This is a genomic window from Bradyrhizobium sp. Pha-3 (genome assembly GCF_042258615.1).
Lineage (GTDB): Bacteria > Pseudomonadota > Alphaproteobacteria > Rhizobiales > Xanthobacteraceae > Bradyrhizobium.
In genome coordinates, this window is record NZ_CP170152.1 from 4,599,974 (window position 1) to 4,613,395 (window position 13,422).

Annotated in this window: 13 protein-coding genes; 8 read left to right on the forward strand and 5 right to left on the reverse strand. The window is 65.4% G+C overall.

The window, feature by feature from the left end; genetic code table 11:
- Positions 1–244: 244 nt before the first annotated feature.
- Genes ACE10Z_RS21870 through ACE10Z_RS21880 form a run of 3 tightly spaced genes read left to right on the forward strand, consistent with a single transcriptional unit; the run spans position 245 to position 3,209 of the window.
- A complete protein-coding gene (locus tag ACE10Z_RS21870; protein ID WP_375789725.1) occupies positions 245–1,213 on the forward strand; it encodes a Bug family tripartite tricarboxylate transporter substrate binding protein in 969 nt (322 codons plus the stop codon).
- A complete protein-coding gene (locus ACE10Z_RS21875) occupies positions 1,210–1,710 on the forward strand; it encodes a tripartite tricarboxylate transporter TctB family protein (protein WP_375789726.1) in 501 nt (166 codons plus the stop codon). Before ACE10Z_RS21870 ends, ACE10Z_RS21875 begins: the two co-directional genes overlap by 4 nt.
- On the forward strand, positions 1,710–3,209 hold the full coding sequence (locus ACE10Z_RS21880) for a tripartite tricarboxylate transporter permease (protein ID WP_375789727.1): 1,500 nt from the start codon (positions 1,710–1,712) through the stop codon (positions 3,207–3,209). The genes ACE10Z_RS21875 and ACE10Z_RS21880 overlap by 1 nt, the downstream gene beginning before the upstream one ends.
- 10 nt (positions 3,210–3,219) lie before the next feature.
- Here ACE10Z_RS21880 and copD read toward each other — a convergent pair whose 3' ends face one another.
- From copD to ACE10Z_RS21900, 4 genes are read right to left on the reverse strand one after another with little or no spacing between them, the layout of a single operon-like run.
- Positions 3,220–4,167, reverse strand: coding sequence for a copper homeostasis membrane protein CopD (copD, locus tag ACE10Z_RS21885; RefSeq protein ID WP_375789728.1), 948 nt, complete (start codon positions 4,165–4,167; stop codon positions 3,220–3,222).
- A gap of 39 nt (positions 4,168–4,206) precedes the next feature.
- A complete protein-coding gene (locus ACE10Z_RS21890) occupies positions 4,207–4,557 on the reverse strand; it encodes a copper resistance protein CopC (protein ID WP_375789729.1) in 351 nt (116 codons plus the stop codon).
- Between the two features lie 2 nt (positions 4,558–4,559).
- A complete protein-coding gene (locus tag ACE10Z_RS21895; protein ID WP_375789730.1) occupies positions 4,560–5,564 on the reverse strand; it encodes a hypothetical protein in 1,005 nt (334 codons plus the stop codon).
- A 57-nt stretch (positions 5,565–5,621) separates the two neighbouring features.
- Positions 5,622–5,945, reverse strand: coding sequence for a DUF2946 family protein (locus tag ACE10Z_RS21900; RefSeq protein WP_375789731.1), 324 nt, complete (start codon positions 5,943–5,945; stop codon positions 5,622–5,624).
- 518 nt (positions 5,946–6,463) lie between these two features.
- Between ACE10Z_RS21900 and ACE10Z_RS21905 the strand changes: the two genes are divergently transcribed.
- Positions 6,464–6,745 (forward strand): hypothetical protein, encoded by a 282-nt coding sequence (locus ACE10Z_RS21905; protein ID WP_375789732.1) that lies wholly within the window; start codon positions 6,464–6,466, stop codon positions 6,743–6,745.
- Positions 6,746–6,933: 188 nt separating this feature from the next.
- Here the strand turns inward: ACE10Z_RS21905 and ACE10Z_RS21910 are convergent, their stop codons facing one another.
- The gene (locus ACE10Z_RS21910) at positions 6,934–9,213 is read right to left on the reverse strand and encodes a TonB-dependent siderophore receptor (protein WP_375789733.1); all 2,280 of its coding nucleotides are present in this window, start codon (positions 9,211–9,213) and stop codon (positions 6,934–6,936) included.
- Between the two features lie 629 nt (positions 9,214–9,842).
- On the opposite strand from ACE10Z_RS21910, the gene glyA reads away from it, so the two are divergent.
- From glyA to ACE10Z_RS21930, 4 genes are read left to right on the forward strand one after another with little or no spacing between them, the layout of a single operon-like run.
- On the forward strand, positions 9,843–11,144 hold the full coding sequence (gene glyA, locus ACE10Z_RS21915; protein ID WP_375789734.1) for a serine hydroxymethyltransferase: 1,302 nt from the start codon (positions 9,843–9,845) through the stop codon (positions 11,142–11,144).
- Positions 11,145–11,166: 22 nt separating this feature from the next.
- Positions 11,167–11,649, forward strand: a complete 483-nt coding sequence (gene nrdR, locus ACE10Z_RS21920; protein WP_050400938.1) for a transcriptional regulator NrdR — start codon at positions 11,167–11,169, stop codon at positions 11,647–11,649.
- A complete protein-coding gene (ribD, locus tag ACE10Z_RS21925; RefSeq protein ID WP_375789735.1) occupies positions 11,646–12,806 on the forward strand; it encodes a bifunctional diaminohydroxyphosphoribosylaminopyrimidine deaminase/5-amino-6-(5-phosphoribosylamino)uracil reductase RibD in 1,161 nt (386 codons plus the stop codon). Before nrdR ends, ribD begins: the two co-directional genes overlap by 4 nt.
- Positions 12,806–13,414: a riboflavin synthase gene (locus tag ACE10Z_RS21930; protein WP_375789736.1), complete on the forward strand. Its 609-nt coding sequence runs from the start codon at positions 12,806–12,808 to the stop codon at positions 13,412–13,414. Before ribD ends, ACE10Z_RS21930 begins: the two co-directional genes overlap by 1 nt.
- Positions 13,415–13,422: the final 8 nt, after the last annotated feature.

Genomic DNA, 13,422 nt, shown 5'->3' on the forward strand with positions numbered 1-13,422 from the left:
GGCCCTCGCTCAAATCATGGCAAGCGAAAAGCGATCGGCGAGGTGCGGCGATTTGCAGCACGGTGTAGCCGCGCCGCCGGGCTTGCCGAAGGCTGTGGCGAATGGTCGCTAAGGACGCGCAGACGCGATCTTGGCGAGCGATTCCATAACCCGATGGGACCGCGCGTTTCGATGGCGATGCGACCACGCGACTGACGCAGCCGGCGATCGGCGGGCCGCGTCTGAAAATCCAGGAGGAAGCCCCATGATCTCGTCCCACATGCGCCTGTTCGGCGCCGTCGTCGCGCTGTTGCTTGGGGCGAACGGTCCGGCGCCCGCGCAGCAGCTCGAGCTCAAGCTGATGGCGCCCGCAGCACCAGGCGGCGGCTGGGACCAGACTGCGCGTTCGATGCAGCAGGCGCTGGTTGCTGCCGGTGTCGCGCGCAGCGTCCAGGTCACCAACGTGCCCGGCGCCGGCGGCAGCGTCGGCATCGCGCAGTTCGTCAACGGCGCCAAGGGCGACGGCAACCAGATGATGGTGAACGGCTTCGTCATGGTGGGCGCGCTCGCCATGAACAAGTCGCCGGTGACGCTGGATCAGGTGACGCCGATCGCGCGCCTCACCGAGGAGACCCAGGTCATCGTGGTGCCGGCGAGTTCGCCGATCAAGACGGCGCAGGATCTAGCTGCCGCGCTCAAGGCCGATATCGCCAAGGTGACCTTTGCCGGCGGGTCGGCCGGCGGCGTCGACCACGTGATGGCGGCGCTGTTCGCGGGCACGGTCGGCGCCGATGCGAAGAAGATCAATTACATTCCGTTCTCGGGCGGCGGCGAGTCGCTCGCCGCCATTCTTGGCGGCAAGGTCACGGCCGGCATTTCCGGCCTCAGCGAATACGAAGGCCAGATCAAGGCCGGCAAGCTGCGCGCGCTCGGCGTGACCTCGGCGCAGCGTCTGCCCGGCGTCGATATCCCGACCTTCAAGGAGCAGGGGATCGAGCTGGTGCTGGCCAATTGGCGCTCGGTGGTGGCGCCGCCCGGCATCACGCCGGAGCAGCGCAAGGTGCTGAGCGATGCGGTCGAGAAGATGGTGAAGTCCGACGCCTGGAAGGAGATCCTGAAGCAAAAGGGCTGGGATGACGCCTATCTCGGCGGCGATGCCTTCGCGGATTTCCTGAAGAAGGAGATCGCGCGCGTCACCGAGGTGCTGAAGTCCGTCGGCCTCGTGAAATCATGACGCCGGACACGGCTTCAGAGAACCTGACGCGCGAGCCGGCGCGGCGCGTCGATCGCGCCGGCGTCGTCATCGCGGCCGCGCTCGCTGTGCTCGCCGCGGTGCTGGTGTGGGACGCCAGCAAGCTGCCGGCCACCACGATGTACGGGATGGGGCCGGAGGCGATGCCGATCGTCATCGCGATCGGCCTTGTCATCCTCGCGATCGGCAATCTGATCGACGCGCTGCGTGGCAACCTGCCGCCGCGCGAGAGCTTGGATCCGAAACCGGTGTGGCTGATCATCGGCGGCCTTGCGCTGCTGATCGCCGTCATCGGCCTCGGCGGCGGCTTCATCCTCGCCACCTCGGCGCTGTTCGTCACCACGTCGGCCGCCTTCGGCCGGCGCGCTGTCGCGGCCGACACCGCCATCGCGCTCGCGATCACGACCCTCATCTACCTCGCGTTCGACAGGCTGTTGACGCTGAGCCTTCCCGCCGGCCCGCTGGAGCGACTGCTGTGATGGACACTTTCGTCGCGCTGGCGCACGGCATGGCGGTCGCCATGCAGCCGATGAACCTGCTCTACGCCCTGATCGGCGTGTTCCTCGGCACCGCGGTCGGCGTGTTGCCGGGCATCGGTCCGGCGCTGACGGTCGCGCTGCTGCTGCCGGTAACCTACAAGCTCGATCCCGGCGGCTCGCTGATCATGTTCGCCGGCATCTACTATGGCGGCATGTATGGCGGCTCGACCACCGCGATCCTGATCAACACGCCGGGCGAGAGCGCGTCGATGGCGACCGCGCTCGAGGGCAACAAGATGGCCAAGGCCGGCCGCGGCGGCCCGGCGCTGGCGACCTCGGCGATCGGCTCGTTCGTGGCCGGCACCATCGCCACCATCGGCCTCGCATTCCTCGCGCCATGGCTGGTCGACTTCGCGGTGCGGTTCGGGCCGGAGGATTACTTCGCGCTGATGTGCGTCGCCTTCGTCACGGTGTCGGCGACCTTCGGTGACTCGCCGGTTCGCGGCCTCACCAGCCTGTTCATCGGTTTGACGCTCGGGCTGATCGGCATCGACAAGCTGACCGGGCAGGCGCGGCTTGCCTTCGGCATCCCCGAGCTGCTCGATGGCGTCGAGGTGACCACGCTCGCGGTCGGCCTGTTCGCGGTCGGGGAGGCGCTCTACGTCGCCTCGCGCCGGCATCACGCCGAGGAGAAGCTCGAGCCGGTGCGCGGCTCGCTGTGGATGACGCGGGAAGACTGGCGGCGCTCGTGGAAGCCGTGGCTGCGCGGCACGCTGTTCGGCTTTCCGATCGGGGCGCTGCCCGCGGGCGGCGCCGAGATCCCGACCTTCCTGTCCTATTCGACGGAGCGGCGGCTGACCAAACATCCGGAGGAGTTCGGCAAGGGCGCCATCGAAGGCGTCGCAGGACCGGAAGCCGCCAACAACGCCTCCGCGGCCGGCACGCTGGTGCCGCTGCTGACGCTTGGGCTGCCGACCTCGGCCACCGCGGCGATGATGCTGGCGGGCTTCCAGCAATACGGCCTCAATCCGGGGCCGCTGTTGTTCGCGGAGCGGCCGGACCTGGTGTGGGGCCTGATCGCGAGTCTGTTCATCGCCAACGGCATGCTGCTGGTGCTCAATCTGCCGCTGGTCGGGCTGTGGGTGAAGCTGCTCGCGATCCCGCAGCCCTGGCTCTATGCGGGCATTTTGGTGTTCGCGACCATGGGCACGATCGCGGCAAAGCCGTCGGTCGTCGAGCTGTCGATGCTGGCGGCGTTCGGCGTGATGGGTTTCCTGATGCGGCGGTTCGACTTCCCGATCGCGCCTGTCGTGATCGGGTTGATCCTCGGGCCGATCGCCGAAAGCCAGCTGCGCCGCGCGCTGGCGATCAGCCTCGGTGATCCCATGGTGCTGCTGCAAAGCCCGATGTCGGCGACACTGCTCGGCTTCGCGCTGATCGCGCTGCTGGCGCCGTTCGTGCTGAGGGGACTCGGGCGGTTCAAGGCGAATGAAGACTAGGGAAGTTGCTTCAATGTTGCCTGGTCAGCAAGAGGTCGGAAATGTCCTGCAGGTGAATGGCGGGATGCAGGGTTCCGAGCAGCCCAACAATGACGATGATGCCCAGTCCGAGTGTTGTCTCGATCGCACTGTTACGGATCAGTTGGCGAAGGGCGACAGACGATTGTTCGCTTTCGATGGCGGCGAACTGCGGCGTCAAGCGAAAGCGGTTGATCGCCGCGAAGACGAGCATCGCCACGAAGATCGCTATCTTGAGCATGAGCAGGCGCCCATATTCGGTGGCGACGAGCCCATGCAGCGAGCCGACCAGAATGGCGGCGTTGACAACGCCACTGAGCAGAATGGTTGCCACGCTGACAATGCCGAGTATCGAAAACCGTTCGGTGGCATCGCGGACCAGCGACATGCTCTCACGGACCTTGGGAGTGGCCAAGAGGGTGATTAGTGACACCAGACCACCGATCCAGGCTGCGGCAGCGACGGTGTGCAACGCATCCGCTGCGAGATGCAGATAGCCGATCGGACCAACGGTTGAGGCGGCGTGGCCGGTCCAGGCAAGACTGCCGGCAAGCCCGATCGCCGCAGCGAGCCCTAGCCATTGTGCGGCCACCGCGCGGTCCGAGATGAGGCAGGCCGCCAGGCAGATCGCAAGACCTGCGCGGATGATCGTCATCTCACCGAACTGGGTTTCGTTGATGACGGTCGATAGGATGTCTGCGGTCAAAGCGTCGGTGAGCGGCATTCCGCTCATCGACGCCGCCTGCAGCAGAAGCCAAATCGCGCCCGAGATCACCGCGAGGGCAAGATAAGCCCAGACATGCCGCCGCGTCCGGCTCCGAAACGCAATCGTCGCCGCGGTGTGGTCGTGCAAGACCGGCATGGCGATCAGGCGGCCGAAAATAACGCTTCCGACCGCTAACGCCGTCGCTGCGAAGTGCACGGCGCGCGTCGCGATCAACGGCGCTCCTGCTGCGGACCAATCCATTGCGACCAAGCTCTACTGGCCAACCTGGAAGGTGTAGTTCCCCTCGGTCGTGTGGGTGTCTACCGAAAGCACGTGCCAATTGACGTGGTAGGTCCCGGCACCGCCCCCCTTCAGTGAGACCGACATCTGGTTGCCGTTCACGCGCGCCTTTCCGGCATCGACCCGCTGCCCGGAAGGACCGGTGACTGTTACCGAACTGAATGCGGCTTCCAGCTTCTGGGTGAAGGTGAGCGTCACCTCGCGCGGCGGGCTCGCCACCTGGTTGCCGACGCGTGGCTCGGCATGATCAAGAAAGGCGTGGGCGTGTGCCTTATCGGCTGCCAGCGACAGCAAAAGCGTGATGATCAGGGATGAGCGTCGCATGATCAATTCCTCGCAAACGGACTGGCGGGCTGGACCGGGCCGCCAAAGAGCGGCCTGCCGATGCCCCGGGGATCGATATCGTCGAGATAAAGATGGAGCTGCGCAATCACGCCGACGCGAGTGCCGCTCTGCCGATTGATCGGGATCAGCGCCTCGACGCCGAGCTGATAGGTGTTTCCGACCCACAGAACGCCGGGGTTGATGGTCCCGGTCGTCATCGTGCCCGACGTCAGCGTGTTCGCGACCGGCGTCTGCAGCGTCGCCTCCACAAGCGGGATCATGCGATTGACGAAATCCGGCAGGCCGAGATCGACGACCGCGGATTTCAGATAGGGCATGCTGTACTGGATCGTGGCGCCCCAATTCAGCACGTTGGGATGAAATTGGGTATCGGAGGTCACCTCGCCGGAGTCGGGATCGACCCCGAAGGTCGTGGTGGAACGCCTCCCGGGAATGGCATAGCCGACCTGTCCGGTGACCGCGACGGGGCGCAGCCATGACAAGGTGTCGGGCAGGTCGCCAAAACCTTTGCCGAAATAGACGGTCGGTGTGTAGGTGTTGAACGGATCGGCTCCGACGCTGTCGGCGCCGGTGCCGCCCCATTCGACGCTCAGCCCCACCGACATCACGAATTCATGCTCGGCGTTCTTGAAGACACGATACTTGAAGGTGGTGTCGACGTTCTGGAAGCCATGGGCGCCGGTTCCGGTCGGTCCACCAGGTGGATGGAGAAAGCTGTACGTTGATCCAATCGAGATTGCGAAAGCCTCGGTGATCCGCTTGGAAAACTCGCCGGAGAAGTCACGCTGCCGAAACGACGGATCATCGCCGGTGTGGAAGCTGGAGACCGTCGGCAGCGAGAGTTCGTCATTGACGCCGGGGTCATCGATGCCGAGCGTGGCCGGAAAGAAGCGGTTGCCGACGATTTCGTGGGCGGTACTGACAGAAAATGGAATGAGCGCGACGGCGAGGCCCGGTAAGGCTGCGCGCGCATGACGGATGAACATGGGAATCTCCGCAGGCGTTGATGTGTAAAGGGGGCAGCGGCCAGTGGCCGCGCGGCTTTACGACAGAAACGGCGGGGCGCGCGCCTGGGCCTCGGAATCGGCACCTGGACCGAACAGACGCGGCGCAAAATCCTGCCAGGCGACCTCACTCATCACGCGATCGATCACGATCGCGGCTGACATCTTCGGGGCAGCGATCGGCGCACCGGTCTGCAGCACGCTGCAGGCGGTGCAGCAGCCCTCGTCCGCGCGGTGGCCGGTCTGATCGTTATGGTCGGCCGCTTGTGCCGCCCCGCCGTGGCACATGACCGCGCCTGCAAGCGGATCCGAGGCGGCAAGACTCGCCGCCCAACAGGCGCCGATCGGTGCAAAGATCTGCACCAGCAGGGCAACCAGAACTAGAGGTAGAAATCTCTTCAGCCGTCGGCGCATCGGTCCACCTGCGACAACCTACCGCAAGGGAGGGCCGCCGTCGAGCCAAGTGACAATGGAGCGAGGAGGGACGACGATTTAATGGAGTGTGTTGTGCGTCGGCAACGGGATGCATACGCGCTGCGGTACGGCCTGAGGCGGGATCAGTCTGATGAGCCGATTTGTTTCAGGCGACAGGGGTAGGTCGGCTGGCCGCATTCATTGCGGCCTATGCGCTTGTCCTCAATGTCGTGCTGTCGGGCGTCCTGGTCTCCAGCGTATCGCCTGTGGCGGCGGGAGCCAGCGTGCGAGAATCCGACCCGCGGCGATAGTGCCCGGGTTCTGCGGCGCGATGCCCGCCTCGTCGAGCCACGTAGCAACACCGCCAACATTGGCGTGATCGGGAATATCCAAACTCCGGTCCCGGTCTTCCTTTCAGCAACGCACATGCCTCGCTTGCGCGAGGCGCAAATCAAGGCGGCTGAACGATGAAGATCATCTATCTTTTGGCGGCGCTCATGCTGGCGCCATCCCTTGCGACCCAGGCCATTGCTGATGCGCGAACCGGCAGAGGCAGCGATCGAGTGCATGTCGGCACAGGACTGGCAATTGACAGCAGACTGCCAGGCTACCGCATCGTCGGTCGTCAGATCGCGGCTCCTCCGTGGAGTTCTGCCTGCATGAACGATACAGGCCCACGAGAATGCGACGAGCCGATGTGGGTCTATGGGAGCCCCGACTATGTCGCTCAGTTCAGGAGTGCATTCTGACGTTGGTCCCGCGGGCGGCCGGTGCGGCGGGCTCAGATGCCCTCGGGTAACCGCGGGAAACCCTCGCATGTAAAAGGCCCGCTCCGGGGCTCGCAATTCGGAGCGGGCCAGTCTGGGCGCGGCAAGTGTAGCCGCAGCGCGAACCTAGCGCGACATGCTGACACCACCCTGACGGCGTCGCGGCATGCTCACCATTTGTAGGCGAGGCTTGCCGTGATGCGCCGGCGATCGCCGTAGTAACAGGAGCTGATGGTCGCGCAGGTCGCGACGTAGATCTTGTCGGTGACGTTCACGACATTGAGCGCGGCGCGCCAGTTGTTGTTCCATTCGTAGTGCAGGGCAAGGTCGCCGAGCACGACTCCGGGGACGCGCGCGGTGTTGGCGATATCGGCAAAGGACGAGCCGACATAGCGCACGCCGCCGCCGAAGCCGAAGCCGTTCAACGGGCCGTCGCGGAAGGTGTAGTCGGTCCACACCGAGGCGAGCTGCCGCGGCGTGTTGGTCGGCACGGTGCCGATCAGCGCGGGATTGAGGTCCTTGCTGACGAACAGCTCGTAATTGGTGTAGCTCGCCACGAGCTTGAAATCCCGCGTGATGTTCGCCACCGCCTCGAGCTCGACGCCGCGCGAGGTGACCTCGCCATTCTGGGTCTGGAACAGCGTGTTGTTCGGATCTGTGGTCAGCGCGTTCTTGCGCTTCAGGTCGAACAGGGCGACGCCGAACCGCGCGTTGAGTCCGACCGGCTCGTACTTGACGCCGATCTCGGTCTGCTCGGAAGTCTCCGGCAGCAGCAATTGGCCGGCGGCATTGGTACCGATGACCGGATTGTAGCTGGTCATGTAGGAGACGTAAGGCGCAACACCGCTGTCGAAATTGTAGATCGCGCCGACCCGGCCGGAGAACTTGCTGTCGTCGCGGCTCTGATCGGCGCCGATCCGGTTGTTGTTGGTGAGGTCGACCCAGTCCTGGCGCCCCGACAGCACGACCGTCAGGCGATCGAGCTTGACCTGGTCCTGCAGATAGAGTCCGGCCATGCCCTGGGTGAGATAGGCGTTCTGATACAGCGGGCCGCCATACGGCAGGTTGTTGCCGTAGACCGGATTGAACACGTTGAGATTCGTGCCCATGCCGAAACCCTGCCGGTCGTCGATGCCGTAATATTTCAAATCGACGCCGACCAGCGCGGTGTGCTGCAGCGCGCCGGTTGAGAAGCGATATTCGAGCTGATTGTCGAGGTTGAGCTGCGTGGCGATGCCGCGGGTATAGAAATTGCCGCGGGTGATGTCGGCGGCCGCCGGCGTCGTCGCGTAGCCCAGCCCGTAGAGGCCGGCATAATAGACGTCGACATGCGCCATGCGCGCGTTCTGGCGGAAGTCGACGCTGTCAGTCACGCTCTTCTGGAACTGGTAGCCGACCATCTCCTGGTCGCGGCGGAACTGATCGACGTTGGGATCGCCGGCGAACAGGCTGGTCGGAATGCGGCCGAACGGCGCGTTGGTGACGGTGCCGACATAGGGCAGGAAGTTGAGCGCGCGGGTGTTGCTGTGCGAGGCCATGCCGAACACGGTGAGGCTGGTATCGGCATCGGGCCTCCAGGTTACCGACGGGGCGAAGAAGAAATTGTTGTCGTAGACATAGTCGGTCTGGGTGCCGCCGCCCTGGGCCTGGCCGACGAGGCGGTACTGCACCTGGCCGCCGCCGGGCTGCGCTGACGCGCCGCCGATGTCGAACTGGGTATAGGCGTTGCCGAAATTGTTGACGCCGGTCTCGATGTAGCGAATGGGCTCTGCCTGCGGCAGCTTGCTCACCGCATTGACGAGGCCGCCCGGCGCCGAGCCGCCGTACAGGATGCCGGACGGACCGCGCAGCACCTCGACGCGCTCGAGATTGAAGGGCTGCAGCTTCCAGCTCGCATAGGAGGTGTAGAACAGCTGCAGGCCATCGAGGAACAGCGACTCGTTCTGTGCGGGGAAGCCGCGGATCAGGAACCAGTCGTTGCGGAAGTCGGCGCCATAGGTGCCGCCGACCACGCCCGGCGTGTAGCGCAGCACCTCGTCGAACTTGCTGACGATCTTCTGGTCGCGGATCTGCTCGGCGCTGATCACCGTCACCGATTGCGGCGTCTGGATGATCTGCGTGCTGGTCTTGGTGCCGCTTGAGCTCTGCCGCGCCAGATAGCCCGTGACCGGGCCGTTGGCGCGCTCGTGTCCGCCGCCTCCGCCCGCGGCCTGCTGTGCCGCCAGCGGCTGCGCTCCCGCTGGCGTAACTGTTGCGCGGCGCGAGGCGCTGCGTGCGCGCGTGGTCCGTTGCGATGACTGCTGCGATCGCGCCGCTTGCCTGTGCTGCGGCGCATCGACCGTCACGGACGGCAATTGCGTCTGCGCGAAGACCTCGTCCGCGCCAGTGACCGAAAGCACCACCAGAGCCGAAGCAGCAAGCCGCTGCGGCCGAATCCATCCGTCCGTCATTCAACGCCCCCAAAGAGAAGATTTCTTCGGCGTCGTTATCACGGTGATTTTCGCGAACGGCCCGCGCCCGGTTAGAAGCTATCGAAGCTGTGCGCAAAGCCAGTGTGTGTGACTGAGAGACAACGGAGTACGACGCACAATTGCACGCATCGCGTGAGAGGCTTGAACCGATCCAGTGTTGAACGATTCAAGAGTTGAACCATTCAAAATCGTCTCGTGGCTCGATGCATCGTGATCGATCGCGCGCATGATGATCGAGAGAGACGGACGCCGCGTGATTAGGTGAGGTGTGATTTGGGGATCGGCACTGGCGAAGCTCGAGGGCGCGGCTCGCCTTGAGGCGTCGGCCCCGGCTGGTCGCGCGACCGGGAAGTGGGGCGTCCCGTCCGCCCCGCGGGCGCCGGGAGTTATGGCCTGCGGGAGGCCCGGAACCGGGACGGGGAGGGGCCGGCTCCCGCCGGCTGGCAATCCCGGCCATCCCCACCATATCTGGCATAATTGACCGCCGGGGACCGCAAGCGCTTGGCCATTTTGGGGTGATGTGATAACCCTCTGAAACCAGCTTCGACCGCCACTCGTGACCGTCCGCATCCCACCTAAAGGCTTGCGGCGGTGGAGATATTTCGCCGATGACCTCATCCTCCAAGACCGCTTCCGCGCCCGATTCCTTCTTCACGGCAACCCTTGCCGAGGCCGATCCCGAGATCGCCGCCGCGATCAAGGGCGAGCTCGGCCGGCAGCGCCATGAGATCGAGCTGATCGCCTCCGAGAACATCGTCAGCCGCGCCGTGCTGGAGGCGCAGGGCTCGGTGATGACCAACAAATACGCGGAAGGTTATCCGGGCGCGCGCTACTACGGCGGCTGCGAGTGGGTCGACGTCGCCGAGAACCTGGCGATCGAGCGCGCCAAGAAGCTGTTCGGCGCCGGCTTCGCCAACGTCCAGCCGAACTCCGGCAGCCAGATGAACCAGGCGGTGTTTCTGGCGCTGCTGCAGCCCGGCGACACCTTCATGGGCCTCGACCTCGCCGCCGGCGGCCATCTGACCCACGGCTCACCGGTCAACATGTCCGGCAAGTGGTTCAAGGCCGCGCACTACACCGTGCGCCGCGAGGACCAGATCATCGACATGGACGAAGTCCAGAAGCAGGCCGAGCAGGTCAAGCCGAGGCTGATCATCGCCGGCGGCTCGGCCTATTCGCGTGCCTGGGACTTCAAGCGCTTCCGGGAGATTGCAGACTCGGTCGGCGCGTATCTGCTGGTCGACATGGCGCATTTCGCAGGCCTCGTGGCCGGCGGTGTGCATGCCTCGCCGGTACCGCACGCCCACGTCACCACCACCACCACGCACAAGTCGCTGCGCGGTCCGCGCGGTGGCCTGATCCTCACCAATGATGAGACGCTCGCCAAGAAGCTGAACTCGGCGATCTTCCCCGGCCTGCAGGGCGGCCCGCTGATGCACGTCATTGCCGCCAAGGCGGTGGCGTTCGCTGAAGCGCTGCGGCCGGACTTCAAGGTCTACGCCAAGAACGTGGTCGAGAATGCCAAGGCGCTGGCGGAGACGCTGCGCAGCCACGGCCTCGATATCGTCTCCGGCGGCACCGACAACCACCTGATGCTGGTGGATCTCAGGCCGAAGGGCCTGAAGGGCAACATCTCCGAGAAGGCGCTGGTGCGCGCCGCCATCACCTGCAACAAGAACGGCATCCCGTTCGATCCCGAAAAGCCGTTCGTCACCTCGGGCCTGCGTCTCGGCACGCCGGCTGCGACTACCCGCGGCTTCGGCGTCGCCGAGTTCAAGCAGGTCGGCGGCATGATCGCGGAAGTCCTGAACGCGCTGGCGCAGTCGCCGGACGGCAAGGCGCCGCTGGTCGAGGCTGCGATCAAGGAGCGCGTCAAGGCGCTGACCGATCGCTTCCCGATCTATCAGTAAAAGGTCCTAGAGGTCCCGTCGGATGCGTTGTCCGAGCTGCAATTCTCTCGATACGCAGGTCAAGGATTCGCGTCCGACCGAAGACTCCGCCGTGATCCGCAGGCGGCGCGTCTGCATGGCCTGCAACTTCCGCTTCACGACCTTCGAACGGGTGCAGCTGCGTGAGCTCACCGTCATCAAGCGCAACGGCCGGCGCGTGCCGTTCGACCGCGACAAGCTGGTGCGCTCGCTGCAGATCTCATTGCGCAAGCGCCCGGTTGAATCGGAGCGGGTGGAGAAGATGGTGTCCACCATCGTGCGTGAGCTCGAAAGCGGCGGCGAGGCGGAGGTCTCCTCGGAGGCGATCGGCGAGATCGTGATGGAACATCTGCGCCAGCTCGACGACGTCGCCTATGTGCGCTTCGCCTCGGTCTATCGCAACTTCCGCGAGGCCAAGGACTTCGAGGCCGTGCTCGACGAGTTGACCGGCGAAGAGGACCCGCGGATCGCGACGTTGCGAAAATGATCTTCCGCATTCTGGAAGAGCAGCTCGGGCAGAAAGCCAAAGAGACGAAGGAAGCGGCAAAGGCTGCCGATCTGCGCTTCATGCAGCTCGCGCTCGCGCTCGGCCGCCGTGGGCTCGGGCGCACCTGGCCGAATCCGGCGGTCGGCGCCGTCATCGTCAAGGATGGCGTGATCGTCGGCCGCGGCTGGACGCAAGCAGGCGGCCGCCCGCATGCCGAGGTCGAGGCGCTGAGGCGGGCAGGTAGCGCCGCGCGCGGCGCCACGCTCTATGTCACGCTCGAACCCTGCTCGCATTTCGGCCGCTCGCCGCCTTGCGCGGATGCCGTCGTTGCGGCCGGGCTCGCCCGCGTGGTTTCGGCCATTGAGGACCCCAATCCGGACGTCGGCGGGAAGGGGCATGCGAAACTGCGCGCTGCAGGGATCGCGGTCGATGTCGGACTGTGTGCGGCCGAGGCCGCGCGCGACCATGCCGGGCATTTCCGCCGCATCACGGACCAGCGCCCGCATGTGATCCTCAAGCTCGCGGTGTCCGCCGACGACAAGATCGCAGCCAGCGGCCACAAGCCAGTTGCGATCACCGGCGAGGCCGCGCAGAGACGCGTGCATCTGTTGCGCGCGCAGAGCGACGCGATCCTCGTCGGCATCGGCACGGTCAGGGCCGACGATCCGCTCTTGTCCTGCCGGTTGCCCGGCATGGCGGCGCGCTCGCCGGTACGTGTCGTGCTCGATCGCGCGCTACGCATCTCAGGCGACAGCCGTCTCGTGCATTCCGCACGCGAGACGCCGCTCTGGGTGATGACGTCGGATCTTGCCGAGGCGCCGGCCGCGATGAAGCTCGGTGCTGCCGGGGCGGAAGTGATCCGCGTTGCGTCCGTCGCACAGCCGGGGCTCGATCTGCCGGTGGTATTGCACGCGCTGGCGGAGAAGGGCATCACGCGACTGATGGTCGAGGGCGGGTCGCGCGTGGCAAATTCTTTCGTGGCAGCCGGCCTCGTCGATGAAATCTGGCTGTTGCGCGGGCCTGAACCGATCGGTGCCGACGGCGTTCCCGCGCTGGACGCAATGCCGCTCGACGCAATCACGCAGTCGCCCGCCCTCCGCCTTCGTGCTAGCGAAACCCTCGATAACGACAGTCTCACTATCTACGAGCGTGCGTAATGTTTACCGGAATTGTCACCGATATCGGCGAGATCACCAACCTGAAGCCCGTGGCGCAGGGACAGCTGCACCGGATACGGATTGCCTGCGACTACGACCAGACCACGATCGCCGACGGCGCCTCGATCGCCTGCAACGGCGTCTGCCTCACCGTGGTCGCCTCCGGCATCGCTGACGGCAAGACCTGGTTCGATGTCGATGCCGCGGCCGAGACGCTCGGCATGACCACCGCCAAGCACTGGGCGCAAGGGGGCCGGCTCAACCTCGAGCGCGCGCTCAAGATCGGCGACGAACTCGGCGGTCACATCGTGGCCGGGCATGCCGACGGCATCGCGACCATCGTCAAGCGTGACGATCTGCCCGACATGGCGCGCTTCGAGCTTCGAACCAGCCGCGAGCTGGCGCGTTTCATCGCGGCGAAGGGATCCATCACGCTGGACGGCGTGTCGCTGACCGTGAATACGGTCGACGATGTCAGCTTCTCGGTGCTGATCATCCCGCACACGCTGTCCGTCACGACCCTGAGCGGGTGGAAGACCGGCAGCGAGGTCAATATCGAGGTCGATCTGATGGCCCGCTACGCGGCGCGGCTGTCGGAGATGAAATAGCCGAGGCA

Bases quoted from the DNA above. Each gene is read 5' to 3' on its own strand.
- ACE10Z_RS21870 (WP_375789725.1), top strand. From the start codon at position 245: ATGATCTCGTCCCACATGCGCCTGTTCGGCGCCGTCGTCGCGCTGTTG.
- ACE10Z_RS21875 (WP_375789726.1), top strand. From the start codon at position 1,210: ATGACGCCGGACACGGCTTCAGAGAACCTGACGCGCGAGCCGGCGCGG.
- ACE10Z_RS21880 (WP_375789727.1), top strand. From the start codon at position 1,710: ATGGACACTTTCGTCGCGCTGGCGCACGGCATGGCGGTCGCCATGCAG.
- ACE10Z_RS21890 (WP_375789729.1), bottom strand. From the start codon at position 4,557: ATGCGACGCTCATCCCTGATCATCACGCTTTTGCTGTCGCTGGCAGCC.
- ACE10Z_RS21895 (WP_375789730.1), bottom strand. From the start codon at position 5,564: ATGTTCATCCGTCATGCGCGCGCAGCCTTACCGGGCCTCGCCGTCGCG.
- ACE10Z_RS21905 (WP_375789732.1), top strand. From the start codon at position 6,464: ATGAAGATCATCTATCTTTTGGCGGCGCTCATGCTGGCGCCATCCCTT.
- ACE10Z_RS21910 (WP_375789733.1), bottom strand. From the start codon at position 9,213: ATGACGGACGGATGGATTCGGCCGCAGCGGCTTGCTGCTTCGGCTCTG.
- glyA (WP_375789734.1), top strand. From the start codon at position 9,843: ATGACCTCATCCTCCAAGACCGCTTCCGCGCCCGATTCCTTCTTCACG.
- nrdR (WP_050400938.1), top strand. From the start codon at position 11,167: ATGCGTTGTCCGAGCTGCAATTCTCTCGATACGCAGGTCAAGGATTCG.
- ribD (WP_375789735.1), top strand. From the start codon at position 11,646: ATGATCTTCCGCATTCTGGAAGAGCAGCTCGGGCAGAAAGCCAAAGAG.
- ACE10Z_RS21930 (WP_375789736.1), top strand. From the start codon at position 12,806: ATGTTTACCGGAATTGTCACCGATATCGGCGAGATCACCAACCTGAAG.